The sequence below is a fragment of the Pseudomonas sp. NPDC077451 genome, from assembly GCF_044543345.1.
Lineage (GTDB): Bacteria > Pseudomonadota > Gammaproteobacteria > Pseudomonadales > Pseudomonadaceae > Stutzerimonas.
The window spans coordinates 171,721-191,977 of sequence record NZ_JBITVX010000003.1 but is presented as its reverse complement, the minus strand read 5'-3'; the positions used below and the strand labels follow the sequence as shown (position 1 = coordinate 191,977).

Genomic DNA, 20,257 nt, shown 5'->3' with positions numbered 1-20,257 from the left:
CGAATCCGAACCAACCCTCGACGAGGGTTGGCGGGCTGTGACGACTCATCACCTTGCACAGCACCTACCTAGCGTTGCCATCGGAGATTTCATGAGTAGAAACAAACCTGCGGCGCCTCAAATTCTGGTGCCTTCGCGTATTCGCGAAGGACAGCCCTTCCCGCTTGGCGCCACCTGGGACGGATTAGGGGTTAACTTCGCGATCTTTTCCGCGAATGCCACAAGGGTTGAGCTGTGTCTGTTCGATACCGATGGTGAAACCGAACTCGAGCGAATCGAGCTGCCCGAATACACCGATGAGATCTGGCACGGTTACCTGCCTGATGCTCATCCGGGGCAGATCTATGGCTACCGTGTGCATGGGCCTTACGAGCCGGACGCCGGCCACCGATTCAACCCGAACAAACTGCTGATCGACCCTTATGCCAAGCAGCTGGTCGGTGGACTGAAATGGTCCGAGGCACTCTTTGGCTACACCATCGGCCACGCCGATGCTGACCTGAGCTACGACGAGCGCGACAGCGCGCCCTTCGTACCGAAGTCGAAAGTCATCGACCCGGCGTTTACCTGGGGTCATGACCGACCGGTTCAAGTCCCTTGGGACCGCACAATCATTTATGAGACCCACGTGCGCGGTTTCACCATGCAGCACCCTTCAGTACCCGAAGACATGCGCGGGACATTTGGCGGTTTCAAGACGCCGGACGTCATTGATTACATCCGCAAGCTCGGCGTCTCTTCGGTGGAGTTCCTGCCCATCCATGCATTTGTCCAGGACCAACACTTGCTCGAAAAGGGCATGACCAACTACTGGGGCTACAACAGCATTGCCTTCTTCGCGCCTCATCCGAAGTACCTGGCAAGCGGTAAGATCAGCGAATTCAAGGAAATGGTCGCACACCTGCATAACGCTGATCTGGAGGTCATTCTCGACGTGGTCTACAACCACACCGCCGAGGGCAACGAGATGGGTCCCACCCTGTCCATGCGCGGCATCGACAACGCCTCCTACTACCGCCTGATGCCCGACGAGAAGCGCTACTACATCAACGATTCCGGCACTGGTAACACCCTGGACATGAGCCACCCATGCGTGGTGCAGATGGTTACCGACTCACTGCGCTACTGGGCTGAGGAAATGCATGTCGACGGCTTCCGCTTCGACTTGGCAACCATCTTGGGAAGGGAACATGACGGCTATGACGAGCGCCACGGCTTCCTCGTAGCGTGCCGCCAGGACCCGGTCCTGGCCAAGACCAAACTCATTGCAGAGCCTTGGGATTGTGGCCCTGGCGGCTATCAGGTCGGCGGCTTCCCGCCGGGTTGGGCCGAATGGAATGACCAGTATCGCGACACCGTTCGTGCCTTCTGGAAAGGTGATGGTGACCAGTTGCCGGACTTCGCCGCTCGTCTGACGGGGTCGGGCGATCTGTTCAACCAGCGGGGTCGTCGCCCATTCAGCTCGGTGAATTTCATCACTGCGCATGACGGCTTCACCCTGAACGACCTGGTTTCGTACGACGACAAACACAACGAAGCCAACGACGAAGACAACCGCGATGGCAGTAGCAACAACATCTCGTGGAACCACGGCGTCGAAGGTCCGACTGACGACCCGGAAATCCACGAGCTGCGCTTCCGTCAGATGCGCAACTTCTTTGCGACGTTGCTGTTCTCCCAGGGCACCCCGATGATCGTGGCCGGCGACGAGTTCGCTCGCACCCAGCATGGCAACAACAACGCGTATTGCCAGGACAGCGAAATCGGTTGGGTCAACTGGGACATCCCGGAAGAAGGCCGAACACTGCAATCCTTCGTCCGGAAACTGATTCGCCTGCGTCAACGCTACCCGATGCTGCGCCGTGGACGCTTCCTGGTTGGCGCCTACAACGAAGAACTGGGCGTCAAGGACGTGAGCTGGATTGCACCTCACGCAGAAGAAATGACGATTGAGCACTGGGAGGATGGCAACAACCGCTGCATGGGCATGCTGCTGGACGGCCGTGCCCAGCCTACCGGCATCCGCAAGACCGGTTCGGACGCGACCCTGCTGATAATCGTCAACGCCCATCATGACGTGGTGAACTTCACCCTGCCGGAAGTGCCGCAAGGCATCTACTGGAATCGCCTGATTGACACAAACAACCCCAACGCGCGCGCCGAGCGATTCGATTTCAACAATGAATACGCACTGACCGGCCGTTCGCTGCTGTTGTTCGAGCTGATCAAAGAAGAAGAGTGAAGCTAAAGCGCTTGCCTTGGCCTGAGTCGAAGTAGAAGAAGCCCCGGATAACGGGGCTTTTTCATATCTACAGAGCAGTATCGATGTAATCACTCAACCGTTCGTTTGATCTCGACGTGCGGTATTGAACCCCGCAATGCGACCCAAGTCCCAACCCACAGCGCGGTGTTCATGAACCCAACGGATTTGTTCCTGCCAGCCGCAGGCAGAGTGTCCCTTCCGTGACGGATCACTTTTTTATGCAACTTACTCGGCTGATCTCTTTCGTCCTTCTAACCTTGTGCTCGCTCGTCACCCTGCCCTCGCTTGCCGGCGGGACCATCAGCAACGCGACGCTCCCCGCCGCCAAGCCCGGCACTGTGAAGCTGTTCGTCAACCGGATCGGGTCGGGCAAAGCGATGGATGTGCGCAACGATACGGACGTTCCCGTCGAAGTCGTGTTGCGCCTGACGCACATGGTCAATGTCACCGGCGTTGGCAAAGGCGTGGTTCGCAAGACGGTGCCTGCACGGACCCGCATGCGTATTGCCACGCTTCGCAAACGCCAAGCCGGCTATCCACTGATGTACCAGCAGTCGTTCAGCTATTCGTTGATCTACTCACCGGAGCCAGGCAAGAAGGGATCTGTTGGCGGTTATGTCTATGCCCTGCCTTGGAAAGGCGGTCCCTTCTCCATTTCCCAGGGCGCTGGCGGGGACTACAGCCACACCTCACCCAAGGGCCGCTACGCCGTCGATATAGCCATGCCGGAAGGCACGCCAATCGTCGCGGCGCGCGCAGGAACCGTATTGAAAGCGCGCGATGGACAGCACGGGCGGATGCCCAACCCGGCGGGCAACTACGTGCGAATCCTGCACGACGACGGTACGCATAGCGCGTATCTGCACCTGAAGCGCGGGTCGGTAAAGGTCAAGCCAGGGCAACAGGTGAAGGTCGGCAGCCTGCTTGGCCACTCCGGCAATACGGGCCGCAGCACCGGCCCGCACCTGCATTTTGTCGTGCAAAAAGCCTATGGCGACTCGATGTTGTCGATCCCCTTCCGTTTCTCACAGCCGGTCAGCACGCTGCCGAATTTCGCCAGTAACGATTGATCGCTACGGCGCGTCAGCACGCTGCCAGGCGAAACTGAAGGTCTCGCCGGCCGACATGCGCTCTAGATGATCAGCCAATACGGTTTCCATTCGCGCCAACAGCTCCTCGTCCTGCGTCTGCAATTTTGCCGTCAGGCTGTTATCTCCGGCCGTCAACCAGCATTGGGTGGCGCCCAGCACGATATGTCCCTGATGATCATCGAAGTCCACTTCGAACTTGTGGCTCCAATGTTTGCAGAGACGACGGATCAGGCGACTCGGATCGGATGTCTGGATTTGTACGGTGGAGCTCAGCATGATGAATCCTCTTTCTTAAAACGGGCTGATGAATCAGCCAAACCGATAGGCTGAAAGCGTCGTATGCATGACGCGGTCGGTGAATATCCTGCGCCCGGCACTGTCGCCCGCAGCGCCGGCCGCCACCATCAGCGGCAATAGATGTTCTTCGCCGCCCCGCGGATGACAGAGCCGCGCCGAAGGCGCCTGCTCCCAGTGCTGGAGCAACGCCTCGCGACGCGCGGTCGGTGCGCTGACGGCGTCGCTCAGCCATTGATCGAAGGCATCCGAAATCGGCGCAAAACGCGGATCGCCATAGCCACGCATGTTATGGAAGCTCATACCGCTGCCGACAATCAGCACGCCGTCGTCGCGCAACGGAGCGATGGCGCGGCCGATGGCTAGATGGGCTGCAGCATCTAGATCGCGCTGCAGCGACAACTGCACCACCGGCACGTCTGCCTCTGCAAACATCAGTTTCAGCGGAATGAAGGTGCCGTGGTCGAAGCCGCGCAGACCATCTTCGCCCGCCGGAATACCAGCTTGGCCGAGCAACTCGACCAGACGTGCAGCCAGCGGCGGATCGCCTGGCGCCGGGTAGTCTAACGTGTAGGTGTGCGCCGGAAAGCCGTAGTAATCGTAGATGAGTCCCGGCCGTGCGTTTGCGGTAACCATGGCCCTGGGCTCCATCCAATGCCCGGAGATCAGCACGATCGCGCGAGGGCGCCGCGGCAAGGTTGCGGCCACAGACCTCAGGAAGGCAGCCATCGCATCCCAGGCATCGATCGGGTCCCACTCCATGAAGAAGCACGGACCGGCACCGTGCGGCACGAACAGCGTTGGCATCCGAGCCGGAGGCGTCCTGTTGGCATGTTCGTTCATGGCATCGTGATCCTGAGCGGGCGGAGGCACAGTATGGATTACACTCGTTTTGAGCTGAACAAGGGAATCCACGTCAACAGTTTCAACTGAGAGTAGGAGCTGCAATGCTCGACCGAATCACCGGCATGCGTGTGTTTGCGCGGGCGGCCAATGCTGGCAGCCTCTCTGCCGCTGCACGTCATCTGGGACTGTCGCCGGCCATGGCAACCAAACACGTTGATGCGTTGGAAGCACGCCTCGGGGTCAAGCTGTTCCACCGCAGCACCCGAAGGCTAAGCCTGACTGCCGCAGGAAGCAGTTACCTCGAGGCTTGCCTGCGCATCCTGCCGGACATCGACGAAGCCGAGGCCAGCGTAGCCTCACAGCGGGCCGAGGCTTCGGGACTGCTGCGCATGAACCTTCCACTGTCGTTCGGCACCCGTTTCATCGCGCCGTTGATGCCTGCTTTCAGTCAGCGACATCCTGCGGTCAAAGTTGAACTGGGGCTCACCGACAGCCAGGTTGACCTGATCGATGGCAGTTGGGACATGGCGGTGCGGATTGGTCGCCTCACCGATAGCCCCTTACAGGCCAGGCGCCTGGCCGATTGCCCGATACTGGTATGCGCCTCGCCCGGTTACCTGGCCCAGCATGGAGTGCCAAGGCGGGTGAGCGACCTGTCCCAACATAATTGCCTGGGGTACAGCCTGTCGAACCTGCTGGGCGGCCGAGAATGGCATTTGGTCCGGCAGGAGAATTCCGCGTGCCGATTCAGGGCAACTTGATGGCTAACAACGGCGCGGCGCTGGTCGCTGCCGCCGTCGGCGACCAAGGGCTGATCTACCAACCGCAGTTCATCGTGGCCGCAGCGCTCAGCCGGGGCCAGCTTGAAGTCGTTGAACTCGATCAGCCACCGCTGGGCCTTGGCGGAATCCATGTCGTCTACCCACCAGAGCGCCGTCCGCCAGCCAAAGTGAGGGCCATGATCGACTACCTGGTCGAAGCCTTTGCCGGCGACCTTCCATGGAATCGCCCGCCCCGTTGACCTCGCCGAAGCTGTAACCCGCCTCCCAAACCTCAACAGGCACCCGATACCGAGCGGCACCGGGTGCCGTGCAGCCGAAAAAAAGATGAACCGGGCAAGCCACCGTCAGTCCGAATGAAGGGAGCAGATTGCGTATGCAACGTGCCGCGGATCGCACGCCTGTAGAGGCTGGCGCATCCCCGAGGACTCTTCAGCCCAGCTGTACCAGCTCGGCTGCGCTACAGGATGTCACTGATCATTCGTTCAGCCCAATCGAAGCCCGGCCAGGCGCGATTGGGACCGTTTATGGAGACGCCCATGAAAGCTGTTGTGTATCACGATGTCGGCGACATACGCCTCGATGATGTACCCGACCCCAAGATCGAAGCCCCCACCGACGCCATTGTTCGAATCACTGCTTCTGCCATTTGCGGAACGGATTTGCACTTTGTTCGCGGCACCTTCAGCGGTATGAAGCCCGGCACCATTCTTGGCCATGAAGCGGTCGGCATCGTTGAAGAGCTCGGTGAAGACGTTCGCAACCTGCAGATCGGCGACCGCGTAGTGATCCCCTCGACCATCGCGTGCGGCAATTGCTCGTACTGCCGTTCGGGCTATTTCGCCCAGTGCGACGTGGCCAATCCCAACGGCAAGGAAGCAGGCACCTCGTTCTTCGGCGGCCCGGCGGCAACCGGTCCGTTCCACGGACTGCAAGCCGAAAAGGCGCGCATTCCCTTTGCCAATATCGGCCTGGTGAAGCTGCCCCCGGAAATCAGTGATGATCAGGCAATTCTGCTCTCGGACATCTTCCCGACCGGCTATTTCGGCGCCGAAATGGCCGAGATTGAGGCCGGTGACACGGTAGCGGTATTCGGCTGCGGCCCGGTGGGTCAATTCGCCATTGCCAGCGCCAAACTGCTGGGCGCCGGTCGCATCTTCGCCATCGACCAGTACGACGACCGTTTACGCATGGCCCAAGGTCAGGGCGCCGAGATCATCGATTTCAATCGCGAAGACCCAATCGAAACGTTAAAGCGTTTGACCGGTGGGATTGGCGTCGACCGCGTCATCGATGCCGTGGGCGTCGATGCGGAACACGGTTGCTGCGGTGGCAAACCTGCTGACGGCGCGAACCTTGAGCAGAACGCCAAATGGCAACCGGGCGATGCCCCGTCCCAAGCGCTCGAATGGGGTGTTGAGTGTCTGGCAAAGGCCGGCACCCTGTCGATCATCGGTGTGTATCCACCGGATGCGACGACTTTCCCCATTGGCAAGGCCATGAACAAGAACATCACCATGAACATGGGTAACTGTCACCACCGCAAGTACATTCCCCGGCTCATCGAAATGATCCAGGCGCGGCGCATCGACCCGACCAAGATTCTTACGCAGGTCAAGCCGATGACCGACGTCATAGCAGCATTCGAGGCATTTGATCGTCGCGAAGGAGGCTGGATCAAGGTCGAGCTCAAGCCCCAACGCGAGGGCTCGGAGAACGGCTCGGAACAGAATCTAATCGATGAGGCCGTCGCCGACACCTTCCCGGCTAGCGATCCGACCAGCATGCAGAACCCCCGTTAGGCCACAGGAGCAAGCGATGGCAGCCATCCATATAGGCATTTCCGGCTGGCGCTACGCACCCTGGCGAGGCGACTTCTACCCCAAGGGGCTCGTGCAGAAGAACGAGCTGAAGTTCGCCTCGCGAGCCGTAAGCAGCATCGAGATCAATGGCTCGTTCTACTCGTTGCAAAAGCCGGAGCTCTATGCGGGCTGGTATGACGACACGCCCGAGGGCTTCGTGTTCAGCGTCAAAGCGCCCCGCTACATCACCCACGTGCTGCGCCTTCGGGACGTGGAGAAGCCCATCGCCAACTTTCTCGCGTCCGGTGTCCTTGCGCTCAAGGACAAGCTCGGCCCGATGCTCTGGCAATTCCCGCCGTCGTTCAAATTCGATCCTGAGCGTTTCGAAACCTTCCTCGCCTTACTGCCCCATGACACCGAAGCGGCGCTGGAAATGGCGAAAGGGTGTGAAGCGCGCATGGAGGGACGTAGCTATCTGCAGATCGATCACAAACGTCCCCTTCGGCACGCGGTCGAAATACGTAACGACAGCTTTGTCGATCCGGCGTTTGTGGCGCTGCTGCGCAAGCACAAGGTAGCGCTGGTGGTGGCCGATACGGCCGGCAAGTGGCCCTATCAAGAGGACCTCACCAGCGATTTCGTCTATATCCGCCTCCACGGAGCGGAAGAGCTCTATACCAGCGGCTACACCGATGAGGCTCTGGACAACTGGGCCCAGCGCATCACCTTTTGGAGCAACGGCAGCCAGCCTGACGATGCTCACCTGATCAGCTCCGGCAAACCACCGGCGCGCAAGCGGCGCGCCGTCTATTGCTATTTCGATAACGATGTAAAGGTCCGGGCGCCGTATGACGCGCGACAGTTGTTGCGCCGGCTCGGACTGGATAAAGACCTGGAAACCACTCCAGGCCAGTTGGAAGGAGCATTGGCGTGAATCTGGACAAGACCCATCCCCTCGACAGCAGCGATCTCGACGCGCACATGTCCACCGCGGTCAACACGGTACGCCTGCTGACCGTGAACACCCACAAGGGCTTCACCGCGCTCAATCGGCGGTTCATCCTGCCGGAGTTGCGCGAGGCAGTCAGGGCGGTATCGGCCGATGTCGTGTTTCTGCAGGAAGTGCTCGGCACGCATGAAAAACACGCGTTGCGCTTTCACGACTGGCCCAAGATGTCGCAGTACGAGTTTCTGGCCGACAGCATCTGGACCGATTTCGCCTACGGTCGCAATGCCGTCTACCCCGACGGTGACCACGGCAACGCCCTGCTGTCGAAATTCCCGATCACGCGCTACGAGAACCTCGACATTTCCATTGCCGGGCCGGAACGTCGCGGTCTTTTGCACAGCGTGTTGCAGGTGCCGGGACACGAGGAATTTCACGCGATTTGCGTGCACCTGGGCCTGCGCGAAGCCCATCGTCAGCAGCAACTGCGCCTCCTCTGCGACCTGCTCGACTCACTGCCAGCGGATGCGCCGGTGGTTGTCGCCGGTGACTTCAACGACTGGCGACTCAAGGGTGCGCAGGTGCTTGATCGCTGCGCGGGCATGCACGAGGTATTCGCGGTGGCCCAGGGCAAGGTGGCCAAGACCTTCCCGGCACGCTGGCCAGTGCTGCGCCTGGACCGCATCTATGTGCGAAATGCTACGAGCCACAAAGCGAGAATACTGAGCAACAAACCTTGGACACACTTGTCCGATCATCTGCCCTTGGCGGTGGAGATACACCTATGAATTTTCACTGGAGAGACGGGAATCGCCTTCAGTTGCTGGAAAACGGTGAGGAATTCTTTCCCGCCGTGTTCGAGGCCATTGCGGCCGCGGAAAAGGAAGTCCTGCTGGAAACCTTCATTTTCTTCAAGGACAAGGTGGGACAGGAGCTGCAACAGACGCTGATTGCCGCAGCCGAACGCGGGGTCAGCGTCAACGTCACCGTGGACGGCTATGGTTCGGCTGATCTGGACGGTGATTTTGCTGCGGCGATGGCGCGCGCCGGCGTGCGTATTCATGTCTTCGATCCAGGCAAACGGCTGCTCGGCAAGCGGATCAATGTGTTCCGACGCATGCACCGCAAGATTGTGGTGATAGACGGCGAGTTCGCGTTCATCGGCGGCATCAATTTTTCTGCAGATCACCTTGGCGATTTTGGCCCCGCTGCAAAGCAGGACTACGCGCTGCGGGTCGAAGGCCCAGTGGTGCATGACATCCACCGCTTCGCACTGAGCGCTATCAGTCCTGTCCAATCGGGCCGACGTTGGTGGCACCGGCGAATGCGAACCCAGAGCAACGGTTTTGTCGGGGTCAGCCGGGGCGAAGCGCGTGCGCTGTTCGTCACCCGCGACAACAACGATCATCGCAACGATATCGAGCAGCATTACCTGCAGGCCATTCGCGACGCCCGCTCGCGCTTGCTGATTGCCAACGCCTATTTCTTCCCGGGTTACCGAGTGCTGCGGGAGATTCGCAACGCGGCACGGCGTGGCGTTCGGGTCCGACTAATTCTGCAGGGCGAACCGGATATGCCGATCGCCAAATTCGGCGCGCGGATGCTCTACAACTACCTGATGAGCGATGGTGTGGAGATCCACGAATACTGCCGCCGGCCCCTGCATGGCAAGGTCGCACTGGCCGACTACGAATGGTCCACGGTGGGCTCGAGCAACCTTGACCCACTGAGCCTGTCGCTCAATCTCGAGGCGAACCTGATCATTCGCGATCACACATTCAATCGCCAACTGCATGAGAATCTGGACCGGCTGCTGCAACATGACTGCCGCCGCATTCCGTTGGAACGCATCATCCGCGGCTACTGGTGGCGCGCGCCGCTGGCCTTCATCATCTTCCACTTTCTGCGCCACTTCCCTCAGTGGGTGGGCCTGTTGCCGGCGCATAAACCAAGGTTGCAGTTGCTCGATCCGGAACCGCTTGAGCCCAGCCCTGCCCCCTTGCAGCGAGACCATCAATGACCGAGCGCCAGCAGCAGTCGCAGAGTGGGTGGCGCCGTCGCTGGCCGCTGATCAAGAAGATCCTGACCTACTGCTTCTTCATTCTTGTAGCCGGGCTATTGATCGGTCTGGCGCGCAACGTCAACTGGAGCGAGGTCTACCAAACGCTGCGCAATTACAGCGCCCGAACCCTGTGGCTGGCTGGCGCAGCCACCGCAGTGAGTTATGCGGTGTATTGCTGTTTCGACGTACTCGGCAAACGCTATGCGCAGCACGACCTGCCGATCCGACAAATCGTCCCGGTGACCTTCGTCTGCTACGCCTTCAACCTCAACCTGAGCGCCTGGGTGGGTGGTATCGCACTGCGCTATCGGCTCTATTCTCGGTTTGGCCTACGCACCTCGCAGATCACCCGAGTGTTCACCATGAGCGTGCTGACCAACTGGCTTGGTTACCTCTGGTTGGCCGGCCTGATCTTCGCCTTGGGCTGGATCACGCCGCCCGCCGATTGGGAGATCGGACATACAGCATTGCGTGTACTGGGCGCCGGGCTGCTGCTGGCCTCGGCGATCTACCTCTGGGCCTGCGGCTTTTCCAAACGCCGCCACTGGACGATCCGCAAGCACGAAATCTATCTGCCGAGCCTGCGCCTGGCGGTCTTCCAGATGCTGCTCGGCGCGAGCAACTGGGCGCTAATGGCACTGGTGGTCTACTTCATGCTGTCGCAGCAGGCCCCCTACCCCGTTGTGCTAGGCATCCTGATGATCAGCAGCGTAGCCGGCGTGATTGCCCACATCCCGGCGGGTCTAGGTGTGATTGAAGCGGTATTCGTGACGATGCTGGGCGGTGGCGAGCTAAGCCAGGCCAGCATCGTGGCGGGGTTGATCGGCTACCGGGTGGTGTACTTCCTCATCCCCCTGCTGTTCGCCACGGTTGTCTACGTGGCCTTGGAGATACGGGCCAAGAAGCTGCGCTCCATCTCCAATGACGATGCGCAAGAGGAGCACCCGCCCACCGCCGCCTGATACGTTCTGCCCTTCTAGCCGAGGACCCCGCACAAGCACCAGACACAAAAAAGCCGGAGCGACCACCGCTCCGGCTTTATTGTGTCGGCGCCTGCATTTCAGGCGCCGTCTGCCAGGTTAGCTACCCCTGGGGTCGAAGGATGACCACGCCGAGCGGAGGCAGCGTCAGTGCCAGCGACACGTCCTGGCCATGCGCCGGAATCTGCTCGGGGAGCATGCCCCCGCCATTGCCCACGTTGGAACCGCCGTAGCACTCGGCATCACTGTTGAATATTTCCTGCCAACGGCTGTCTTCAGGCACCCCGACCCGATAGTTCTCGCGCACCACGGGCGTGAAGTTACCCACCACCAGCAGCGGATGGCCTGTGGAGCTCTTTCGCAGCCAGGCAAACACGCTGTTGGCACGGTCGTCGCCAATCAGCCACTGGAAGCCTGCCGGGTCTGCATCGAGTTCATGCAACGCAGGCTCGTGGCTATATAGGCGGTTTAGATCACGAACAAGATTCTGCGCACCGCGGTGGTCCGGCTCATCCAGCAAGTGCCAATCAAGCTCGCGGTCATGGTTCCACTCGCGCCACTGGCCGAACTCGCAGCCCATGAATAGCAGCTTCTTGCCTGGGTGGGTCCACATGAACGAGAGGTAGGCACGAAGATTGGCAAACTTCTGCCAACGGTCCCCTGGCATTTTCTCGATCAAAGAACCTTTGCCATGCACCACTTCGTCGTGCGAAATCGGCAGCACGAAGTGCTCCGAATAGGCGTACACCATGCCGAAGGTCAGCTTGTCGTGATGGTACTGCCGGTTAATCGGATCTTCTTGAATGTACTGCAGGGTGTCGTGCATCCACCCCATGTTCCACTTGTAAGCGAAGCCCAAACCGTTCTCGGACGTTGGCTTGCTGACGCCAGGGAATGCCGTGGACTCTTCCGCAATGACCAGCGCACCGGGAGTCTCAGTAGCCACAACGTCGTTCAGGTGACGTAGAAAGTCGATGGCTTCGAGATTCTCTCGACCGCCGTGACGGTTGGGAATCCACTCGCCTTCCTTGCGTGAGTAGTCTCGATAGAGCATCGAGGCCACCGCATCCACGCGCAGTGCATCGACGTGAAATTCCCGCAGCCAATGCAGCGCCGAAGCAAGCATGAAGCCATGCACTTCGGTACGCCCCAGGTTATAGATGTAGGTATCCCAATCCTGGTGAAACCCCTCGAACGGGTGTGCATACTCGTACAGCGCAGTGCCATCGAACTCGCCCAAGCCGTGAGCATCTGTCGGGAAGTGCGCCGGGACCCAGTCCAGAATCACGCCGATACCGGCTGTGTGACAGGCATCGATAAAGGCTGCGAAATCGTGTGCATTCCCGTAGCGCGCACTGGGTGCGAACTGCGACAGCAGCTGATAACCCCAGGAGCCGCCGAAGGGATGCTCCATGATGGGCATCAGTTCGATATGGGTGAAGCCCAGGTCGACCACATAGGGGATCAGCCGCTCGGCCAGCTCATGCCAGTCGTACAGGCGACCGTCATCGCCGCCATCGCGGCGCCACGAGCCTGCGTGCAGCTCGTAAATGGTCATTGGGGCTTTTACCGATTGTTGTGCTGCGCGCTGCTGCAGCCAGGCCTCGTCCTTCCACTCGTACTCGAGCGGGTGCGATATCACCGACGCAGTGCCCGGCGGGAGCTCGGTGGCCAGCGCTATCGGATCAGCCTTTAACGGCAGAATGCCGTTTGGCCCGAGAATCTCGTACTTGTAGGACTCTCCCGGCTGCAGGCGCGGGATGAAAATTTCCCAGACGCCGGACGGAAAGCGCAGGCGCATCGGATGCCGACGCCCGTCCCAGCCGTTGAAGCTGCCGACCACCGAAACGCGACGGGCATTGGGCGCCCATACTGCGAAGCGGACGCCCTGTACGCCCTCAACTTCCATGGGCTGAGCACCGAACACGCGCCCGATCTGACGATGGTTACCTTCGGAGAACAGATACATGTCCATTTCGCCGAGTTGGGGACCAAAGCTGAAGGGGTCCTCAGTAATCTGTTCGCCACTTGCCCAGCGAATCTTCAGTAGGTACGGCTGTTGATTGGTCAGCCGGGTGAAAAAGAAGCCGGGTACCTGCCCCTGCTCCATTGCTGCCAGTACCCGCCCACCGCTGCGCTCGAGTACCTCGACGCCCAATGCGTTGGGCAGGTAGGCCCGCACGACGAGACCATCGCCGTCAGGATGTGGGCCAAGGATAGAAAACGGATTGCCATGTTCAGCGCGCACCAGCGCATCGACATCGGCATCGGTTGGCAGCAGGTTTTCACCGGGCATTGTCACGGCCGGACGATCAATCATTGGGAACCTCCATCGGAAATCTGTTGTGCCAGTTCAGCCAGCCCCTGAAGCGGGACGGACAGCCAGGCCGGGCGGTTCTCTGCCTCATAGGCAACTTCATATGCGGTTTTCTCCAGGCTGAACAGCGCCAATGCCGCATCGGCACCAGCGTCGTCCTTCCAGGCATGCGGCATGTCCGAGGTCGCCTCGCGATAGGCTTCCAGGAAGACCGCCCGCGCGCTCTGCTGATAGGTTTCGGAAATGGACCGCCGAGCCTGACCGGCCGTGTCCGAGCTGTCACTGATCTGTGCGTTGCGCATAACCATGGCGGCGGCGTATTCAAAGGAGCGCAATACGCCTGAGACATCCTTGAAGGGGCTCAGTTTGCTTCTGCGCTCTTCCAGGGAGCGAGCCGGCTCGCCTTCAAAGTCGATGAAATAAGCATCGCCCTGCGCCACAAGAACCTGACCCAGGTGCAGATCACCATGAACCCGGATACGCAGCCCACCTACGGTGCGGTCAGCCAAACGCTTGACCTCCGCCAGCAGCTGCTTGCGTTGCTTTTGCAGTTGATCGACGAGCCCTGCGCCCTTACGGTCCAGATCGCCACGGCGGCTCTGCAACAGGTCCAGCGCACGCTCTACCTGGCCAGAAATGGCCTTCGTCCAGTCCTTGGTGTCGGCTGGGCGGGTCGACTCGCTGGCAAAGGCTGCATCATCCGTCTTGGCCGCCAACGCCATGTGCATTTCACCGAGGCGTTGCCCGAGCAGACGGTTGAAGGCTTCCAGCTCTTCCAGCGCACTGAACTGGTTCTCGTGCAGCGATACGCCTCCGGCGATCTGGTCGCGCACGGCGCGGTCCAGCGTGTTGAGGGTCCATTCCCAGGCATCACCCTGGTTATCCAGGTAGCGTTGAACGACCATCAGGGCGTGCTGAATGCCTTGCTTGTCGATACGCGTTACCTGGCCCAGCATCGCCGAGATATGGGTGAAGCCCTGCTCGGTGAGGAAGCGCCCCATTTCAAGCTCAGGGTGCACGCCCGCTGAAACCCGGCGCAGCACCTTGATCATCATGCTGCCGCCGATGATCGCCGAACTGTTGGATTGCTCTGCAGTGAGGTAACGCACCGCAGCATCCGCCGGCAATTCGATCTCTTCCAGCGTTCTCATGGCCTCGAAGCGAATCTCACCATCGCCGCAGGGCAGCACCTGACCGTCGCGCAGCGCCTGGATCACGCCGAGTACAAACTGATTCAGCGCAAAGGCGTCGGTCAGCAGGCCCACTTGAGGCCCGCGGCGTACGCGCGCCATGGCGAGTTGCTGCGGCAAGGCGATGTCGAAATCGCCTTCCTCGAGGAAGCCCAGCGGTAACTGATAGAAGTCCGTACGCCCTGCCGCCTCGACCGCAATTTCGCTCAGCAGCACAGGCCGCTGCGGATTACCGAAGGGCACGCTGTAGCAAATCTTGATCGAGTCGATCGTGGCGTCCTTGCTGGCGAACCAGCGCCGCTTGGGCAGGTATGCCGGCAGCGACTCGGTCTCCAGGATCTTCTTGTTGGCCGCTGTAAGCGTGTCGAGCCGCTTGAGCACCAGGGTCTGAAAGTCGGGCATGGTTTCCACCGGTTCCTGGTGCCAGCTTGGCATCTGGTGACTGGTTGCCAGCTGGAACCAGTAAAAGCCGAAAGGCGGTAGGGTCAGCAGATACGGCAGCTGACCGATCGGGGGGAAGGCGCTGCCGCCTACCATTTCCACCGGCACCATTCCCGCGTAGTGCGACAGCTCCAGTTCAGCCGCCTGGGCCGATCGCGAGACGTTGGCGACGCAGAAGATCACCTCGGTTTCGCCCGTTGCTGTCGTGAATTCGCGGATGTAGGCCAGAATCCTGCGGTTGCTCGGGGCCAGCATTTTCAGCGTGCCACGACCGAATGCCTTGAACTGCTTACGGATCGAGAGCAGACGACGCGTCCAATTCAGCAGCGAATGCGGATCACGCTGCTGCGCCTCGACGTTGATTGCCTGGTACCCGTAGAGCGGGTCCATGATTGGCGGCAGTACCAGGCTCGGTGGATCGGCGCGCGAGAAGCCACCGTTGCGGTCCACCGACCATTGCATCGGTGTGCGCACGCCGTCGCGGTCGCCAAGGAAGATGTTGTCGCCCATGCCGATCTCGTCGCCGTAATAGATTACGGGTGTGCCGGGCATCGATAACAGCAAGCTGTTCAGCAGCTCGATACGCCGACGGTCACGTTCCAGCAATGGCGCAAGGCGGCGACGGATGCCGAGATTGATCCGGGCGCGCTTGTCACTGGCGTAGTAATTCCAGAGGTAGTCACGCTCCTTGTCGGTCACCATTTCCAGCGTCAGCTCGTCGTGGTTACGCAGGAAAATAGCCCACTGGCAGTTCTCCGGAATGTCCGGCGTCTGCCTGAGGATATCGGTGATCGGGAAGCGGTCTTCCTGAGCCAGAGCCATGTACATGCGCGGCATCAGCGGGAAGTGGAACGCCATATGGCATTCGTCGCCCAGCCCGCCATCCTCACCGCCGAAGTAGAGCTGGGTGTCTTCCGGCCATTGGTTGGCTTCGGCCAGCAGCATGCGGTCGGGATAGTTGGCGTCGATTTCGGCGCGAATCTGCTTCAGCACCACGTGGGTTTCAGGCAGGTTTTCGTTGTTGGTGCCGTCGCGCTCGACCAGATAGGGAATGGCATCCAGACGCACGCCGTCGATGCCCAGGTCGAGCCAGTAACGCATCACGCTCAGGACCGCCTTCATGACCTGCGGATTATCGAAATTCAGATCCGGCTGGTGCGAATAGAAGCGGTGCCAGTAGTACTGCTGCGCGACCGGGTCCCAGGTCCAGTTGGAGTTCTCGGTGTCGAGAAAGATGATCCGCGTACCGTCGTACTTCTGATCAGTGTCAGACCAGACGTAGAAATCACGCGCTGCCGAGCCCTTCTTGGCTTTGCGTGCGCGTTGGAACCAGGGATGTTGATCCGAGGTGTGATTGATGACCAGTTCGGTAATCACCCGCAGCCCGCGCTTGTGAGCTTCGGCGATGAAACGCTTGGCGTCGGCCATGGTGCCGTAGTCCGGGTGGACACCCCGGTACTCGGAAATGTCGTAGCCGTCGTCGCGGCGCGGCGATGGATAGAACGGCAGCAACCAGATCGTATTGACGCCCAGATCAGCGATGTAATCGAGTTTCTCGATCAAGCCCTGAAAGTCGCCAACCCCGTCATTGTTCGAGTCGTAGAAGGATTTGAGGTGAACCTGATAGACCACCGCATCCTTGTACCAGAGGGGGTCTTTAATGAAGGCGGCAGGTTTGCGCGCTCTGGCCATGGTCTTGATCCCTTTTATCTGCCCCCATGACTGGCCCATATACCTGGCCAGCCGAGGCGGAAAAGTAAGCCAGTCGATTTATAAACTGGATAATGAATAGCCTATAACCAACTGATACATATCGTTTTTGTGTTCTTCTTTAGACATCACTTTAAGTCAGGATCCATGTCGTCCGAGCTTATACGCCAAATGCCGAATGGCTGGTGCCAAGGCTCGATTCGCATCCACTGAGTCTTGCCGTACCAAGTCCAGCGATGCCCGTTCATAAGGTCTTCGCCTCGGGTTTCGGCATGGTCCGGCAGGCCCATCTCCCATAGCGGAAGCTCGAAATGTGCTTCCTGAGCGTTATGCGGATCGAGGCTGATTGCGACGAGAATAAAATTCGTGCGATCCGGCGTGCGTTTGCCGAAGAACAAGATGTTGTCGTTGTAAGCGGTGTATGCCTTGAAACCCAGGTGGGTCTGCAGGGCCGGGTTTTGCCGACGAATGCGATTGAGCTGAGCGATCTCCGCGACAATGTTGCCCGGTGCGTGATAATCGCGGACCCGTATCTGGTACTTCTCGGAATCCAGGTACTCCTCCTTGCCGGGGATTGCCGCGGACTCGCACAGTTCGAAGCCCGAATACATACCCCACAGGCCGGAACCCATGGTTGCCAGCGCCGCCCGGATGAGAAATCCCGCTCGCCCGGAGTCATGCAGGAAGAACGGATTGATGTCCGGCGTATTGACGAAGAAATTCGGCCGATAGCAGTCACGCAGCGGATGCTCGTTCAGCTCAGTCAAGTACTCGCTCAGCTCCGCCTTGTTGTTGCGCCAGGTGAAGTAGGTGTAGCTCTGGTTGAAGCCGACCTTGCCCAGGCGCGCCATCATGGCCGGCTTGGTAAAGGCCTCGGAGAGAAACATCACGTCAGGGTCACGTTCACGGATGTCTGCGATCATCCATTCCCAGAACGGCAGCGGCTTGGTGTGCGGGTTGTCGACGCGGAAGATCTTCACGCCCTGCTCGACCCAGTGCCAGATAACGTCGCGCAATGCGAGCCAAAGACCGGGCATGGCGTCTTCGGCGTAAAAGTCGACGTTGACGATGTCCTGGTACTTCTTCGGCGGGTTTTCCGCATAACGGATGGTCCCGTCCGGCCGCCAGGAGAACCAGCCCGGGTGCTCATTGAGCCATGGGTGGTCTTGAGAGCACTGAATGGCGAAGTCGAGGGCAATCTCCAGACCGTGCTCGCTTGCGGCAGCTACCAGGTCGCGGAAGTCATCGAGTGTGCCGAGATCGGGATGGACTGCATCGTGCCCACCGGCTTCGCTACCGATTGCATACGGGCTGCCGGGATCATTCGGGCCGGCTTGCAGCGTGTTGTTCGGCCCTTTGCGATGCTGCCGGCCAATTGGGTGAATCGGCGTGAAATACAGGACATCGAAGCCCATGTCCCGGATCGATGGCAAACGCTTGTGCACGTCACGGAAAGTACCGTGACGGTTAGGGTCATCGGTTTCGGAGCGCGGGAACAGCTCGTACCAACTGGCAAACAGCGCAAGTGGGCGCTCGACCTCGATCGGGAACACCTCACTCTGGCTGCAATGCTCTCGTGGGTCTGCATCGGCCATCGCCGCCGCCGTTTCACTGGCCAGCAACACCGAGACACGTTCATCGTCCAGATGCGCTGAGCTCAACCGGTGCAGCAGATCATCAATGATGGCTTTGGTCTCGCCTTGGGCCCGCTGGCTGGCGCGCTCGAGCAGCAGACGACCTTCTTCGAGTTCCAGCTGAACCGGGACCCCAGCGTTGTGCTTCTTCGACAGCTCGTAGCGGTAGGTCTCGTAGATATCCCACCAAGCTTCGATCATGAACTCATGCGAAGCGACTTGAGTCGGAGTGAACAGCCCTTCCCAGCTGTCATTGCCGATCAACTTGAGCCGTGCCCGGCGCCAGGTAGTTTCATCCTTGGTCCGCCAGCAGATCGACGCGGCTAGCTGATCGTGCCCGTCGGCGAAGATCTTGCTGGTGACGTTGATCGGGTGGCCGATGGTTGCCTTTGCCGCAAATCGTCCGCCTTCCAGTACGGGCTGGGTCGATTCAATGGCAATGCGCGGCATCTGCAATGCCTGTTCAAGTCGGGGGTGAATCACCGGATGGGGCTTTGCATCGGTCATCGAACGGGGCTCCTAGGCGAAATTGCAGCGAAACGGCAAACCTACCCCGCTCGGGACTGGCAATCGAGCGTGGCTGGTTGTACCGGTGGAAAACCATCATGCGGGCTTTCTCGGGCTCTGTTCTTTCCGAACCAAAGGAGGCCTGAAAAGTTCAGCTTAAAGGCCGCTACCGCTTGCCACAGCCGGCGTTGCGCTTGTTTTAGGCCAAATATAAGACGGATGATTTGGCGGGGAGGCAGGCCGCTCCTGTATGAGCCAGCCTGTTGACGATCAAACACAACGCGAACACCGCTGATCGCCACCGAGGTGGCTCCTACAAAAGCGTACTGTGGCGAACATAGAGAGCCAAGCTAAAGCCAAGCCCCTACTTGTAGGAGCCAGCTTGCTGGCGATCCGAAACCACGCAAATATCACCGATCGTCACCAGGCGTGTTCATGCTTGAGCCATAGCCTGGTGCGCTAGTCCCCGCCGGCGATCAACAACGGGTTGTAACCGCTACGGCCATATTCCCCCTGTTCGGCCAACAAGATGTCGAGCGCGAGGCTTGCCAGGTCGTCCGCCACGGGTTCGGCGCGTCCGTGTTCTTCACGCAGCATGACCTTCAGATAGCTATGACACTCGCCGCAAGATTCCGCCTGGACCGGCATCGCCGGTTTGCCCTGCTCGTCATCCAGCGTGAGGTACAGCAGTTTTGCGCCGCTGTCGCAAACGCTGCACTTGAGCCGCTCCAGGTGCCACTCGGTGGCGCATAGCGAGCAATGCAGATAGCGCACGCCAGCACGATGGCGCTCGTTGTGGATGACACTGGCGACCGGTGGCGAACCGCAGCAAGGGCATAACCCCTTTGCTTCCCCCTCGGGCTTATCAGGCGGCCGAGGCAGGGCTATCGCCAGCCTCATCCAACTGATCTGCAGGGCAGCGGCAACCAATGGCAGCAGCGGTCGGGTTGTTTCATCGCCGGGACGAGCCTCAAGGACATCGTCGGCCAACGTATCCAGCTGCTCGCGAGACAACTCCCTCAACGTCCTGAGCAAGGGCCGCTGAGCCTCGCCCACATGAAGCTCCATGGCGTCGAGCATCGACAGCAGGTCTTCACTCCAGGGCACGTCACGCTTCAAGGCCTGAACACCAAGCGGCGGCAAGCCATGTTTAAGCGCCTGATCGAACGCATCCTCAGCCGGGCGCCAGGATGGTTCGCGTTCGTTGAGCACCTGATGCTGGGCTTGTACCAGTCGTGCCATGAAGGCGAGAAACTCATCCAGAGGTGGAACCTGCTGGACGAGTTCCCGCAGCCGCGTAGCGCGCTTGCTGAACACCTTGGCGTTCGGCAACACCACGTTTGGCGCCTCCATGATCCCCGAAGGCGCGCTTCCATAAGAGTGGTTCACTGCAAC

At 59.9% G+C, this 20,257-nt stretch carries 13 protein-coding genes and 1 pseudogene; 8 read left to right on the top strand and 6 right to left on the bottom strand.

Features of this window, described 5'->3' with window-relative positions:
* Positions 1–91: 91 nt before the first annotated feature.
* Both glgX and ACIGHL_RS07390 read left to right on the top strand, forming a co-directional pair.
* Positions 92–2,242, top strand: coding sequence for a glycogen debranching protein GlgX (gene glgX, locus ACIGHL_RS07395; protein ID WP_128121255.1), 2,151 nt, complete (start codon positions 92–94; stop codon positions 2,240–2,242).
* Between the two features lie 239 nt (positions 2,243–2,481).
* A complete protein-coding gene (locus ACIGHL_RS07390) occupies positions 2,482–3,333 on the top strand; it encodes a M23 family metallopeptidase (protein WP_128121256.1) in 852 nt (283 codons plus the stop codon).
* Positions 3,334–3,336: 3 nt separating this feature from the next.
* On the opposite strand, the gene ACIGHL_RS07385 is transcribed toward ACIGHL_RS07390, so the two are convergent.
* The gene (locus tag ACIGHL_RS07385; protein WP_128121257.1) at positions 3,337–3,630 is read right to left on the bottom strand and encodes a DUF2218 domain-containing protein; all 294 of its coding nucleotides are present in this window, start codon (positions 3,628–3,630) and stop codon (positions 3,337–3,339) included.
* Positions 3,631–3,663: 33 nt separating this feature from the next.
* A complete protein-coding gene (locus ACIGHL_RS07380) occupies positions 3,664–4,491 on the bottom strand; it encodes a DODA-type extradiol aromatic ring-opening family dioxygenase (protein WP_128121258.1) in 828 nt (275 codons plus the stop codon).
* Between the two features lie 104 nt (positions 4,492–4,595).
* Between ACIGHL_RS07380 and ACIGHL_RS07375 the strand changes: the two are divergent.
* The 6 genes and pseudogenes from ACIGHL_RS07375 to ACIGHL_RS07350 all read left to right on the top strand — a co-directional run bounded on the left by ACIGHL_RS07375 (position 4,596) and on the right by ACIGHL_RS07350 (position 11,045).
* Positions 4,596–5,515, top strand: a pseudogene (locus ACIGHL_RS07375) (LysR family transcriptional regulator).
* A 297-nt stretch (positions 5,516–5,812) separates the two neighbouring features.
* Positions 5,813–7,075 (top strand): zinc-dependent alcohol dehydrogenase, encoded by a 1,263-nt coding sequence (locus tag ACIGHL_RS07370; RefSeq protein WP_128121259.1) that lies wholly within the window; start codon positions 5,813–5,815, stop codon positions 7,073–7,075.
* A gap of 16 nt (positions 7,076–7,091) precedes the next feature.
* Positions 7,092–8,009, top strand: coding sequence for a DUF72 domain-containing protein (locus ACIGHL_RS07365; protein ID WP_128121260.1), 918 nt, complete (start codon positions 7,092–7,094; stop codon positions 8,007–8,009).
* Positions 8,006–8,809, top strand: coding sequence for an endonuclease/exonuclease/phosphatase family protein (locus ACIGHL_RS07360; RefSeq protein WP_128121261.1), 804 nt, complete (start codon positions 8,006–8,008; stop codon positions 8,807–8,809). Before ACIGHL_RS07365 ends, ACIGHL_RS07360 begins: the two co-directional genes overlap by 4 nt.
* Positions 8,806–10,041 carry a cardiolipin synthase ClsB gene (gene clsB, locus ACIGHL_RS07355; RefSeq protein ID WP_128121262.1) on the top strand — a complete coding sequence of 412 codons (1,236 nt, stop codon included), beginning with the start codon at positions 8,806–8,808 and terminating at the stop codon, positions 10,039–10,041. Before ACIGHL_RS07360 ends, clsB begins: the two co-directional genes overlap by 4 nt.
* On the top strand, positions 10,038–11,045 hold the full coding sequence (locus ACIGHL_RS07350) for a lysylphosphatidylglycerol synthase domain-containing protein (RefSeq protein ID WP_128121263.1): 1,008 nt from the start codon (positions 10,038–10,040) through the stop codon (positions 11,043–11,045). The genes clsB and ACIGHL_RS07350 overlap by 4 nt, the downstream gene beginning before the upstream one ends.
* A gap of 121 nt (positions 11,046–11,166) precedes the next feature.
* Here the strand turns inward: ACIGHL_RS07350 and glgB are convergent, their stop codons facing one another.
* The 4 genes from glgB to fdhE all read right to left on the bottom strand — a co-directional run bounded on the left by glgB (position 11,167) and on the right by fdhE (position 20,215).
* Entirely contained in the window at positions 11,167–13,383 is a 2,217-nt protein-coding gene (gene glgB, locus ACIGHL_RS07345) for a 1,4-alpha-glucan branching protein GlgB (RefSeq protein ID WP_128121264.1), read from the bottom strand.
* Positions 13,380–16,703, bottom strand: coding sequence for a maltose alpha-D-glucosyltransferase (gene treS, locus ACIGHL_RS07340; protein ID WP_128121265.1), 3,324 nt, complete (start codon positions 16,701–16,703; stop codon positions 13,380–13,382). Before treS ends, glgB begins: the two co-directional genes overlap by 4 nt.
* Positions 16,704–16,849: 146 nt before the next feature.
* Entirely contained in the window at positions 16,850–18,862 is a 2,013-nt protein-coding gene (locus ACIGHL_RS07335) for an alpha-1,4-glucan--maltose-1-phosphate maltosyltransferase (protein WP_128121266.1), read from the bottom strand.
* 459 nt (positions 18,863–19,321) lie between these two features.
* Positions 19,322–20,215: a formate dehydrogenase accessory protein FdhE gene (gene fdhE / locus ACIGHL_RS07330; protein ID WP_181690030.1), complete on the bottom strand. Its 894-nt coding sequence runs from the start codon at positions 20,213–20,215 to the stop codon at positions 19,322–19,324.
* Between the last annotated feature and the right edge of the window lie 42 nt (positions 20,216–20,257).

Bases quoted from the DNA above. Each gene is read 5' to 3' on its own strand.
- glgX (WP_128121255.1), top strand. From the start codon at position 92: ATGAGTAGAAACAAACCTGCGGCGCCTCAAATTCTGGTGCCTTCGCGT.
- ACIGHL_RS07390 (WP_128121256.1), top strand. From the start codon at position 2,482: ATGCAACTTACTCGGCTGATCTCTTTCGTCCTTCTAACCTTGTGCTCG.
- ACIGHL_RS07385 (WP_128121257.1), bottom strand. From the start codon at position 3,630: ATGCTGAGCTCCACCGTACAAATCCAGACATCCGATCCGAGTCGCCTG.
- ACIGHL_RS07380 (WP_128121258.1), bottom strand. From the start codon at position 4,491: ATGAACGAACATGCCAACAGGACGCCTCCGGCTCGGATGCCAACGCTG.
- ACIGHL_RS07370 (WP_128121259.1), top strand. From the start codon at position 5,813: ATGAAAGCTGTTGTGTATCACGATGTCGGCGACATACGCCTCGATGAT.
- ACIGHL_RS07365 (WP_128121260.1), top strand. From the start codon at position 7,092: ATGGCAGCCATCCATATAGGCATTTCCGGCTGGCGCTACGCACCCTGG.
- clsB (WP_128121262.1), top strand. From the start codon at position 8,806: ATGAATTTTCACTGGAGAGACGGGAATCGCCTTCAGTTGCTGGAAAAC.
- ACIGHL_RS07350 (WP_128121263.1), top strand. From the start codon at position 10,038: ATGACCGAGCGCCAGCAGCAGTCGCAGAGTGGGTGGCGCCGTCGCTGG.
- glgB (WP_128121264.1), bottom strand. From the start codon at position 13,383: ATGATTGATCGTCCGGCCGTGACAATGCCCGGTGAAAACCTGCTGCCA.
- treS (WP_128121265.1), bottom strand. From the start codon at position 16,703: ATGGCCAGAGCGCGCAAACCTGCCGCCTTCATTAAAGACCCCCTCTGG.
- ACIGHL_RS07335 (WP_128121266.1), bottom strand. From the start codon at position 18,862: ATGACCGATGCAAAGCCCCATCCGGTGATTCACCCCCGACTTGAACAG.
- fdhE (WP_181690030.1), bottom strand. From the start codon at position 20,215: ATGGAGGCGCCAAACGTGGTGTTGCCGAACGCCAAGGTGTTCAGCAAG.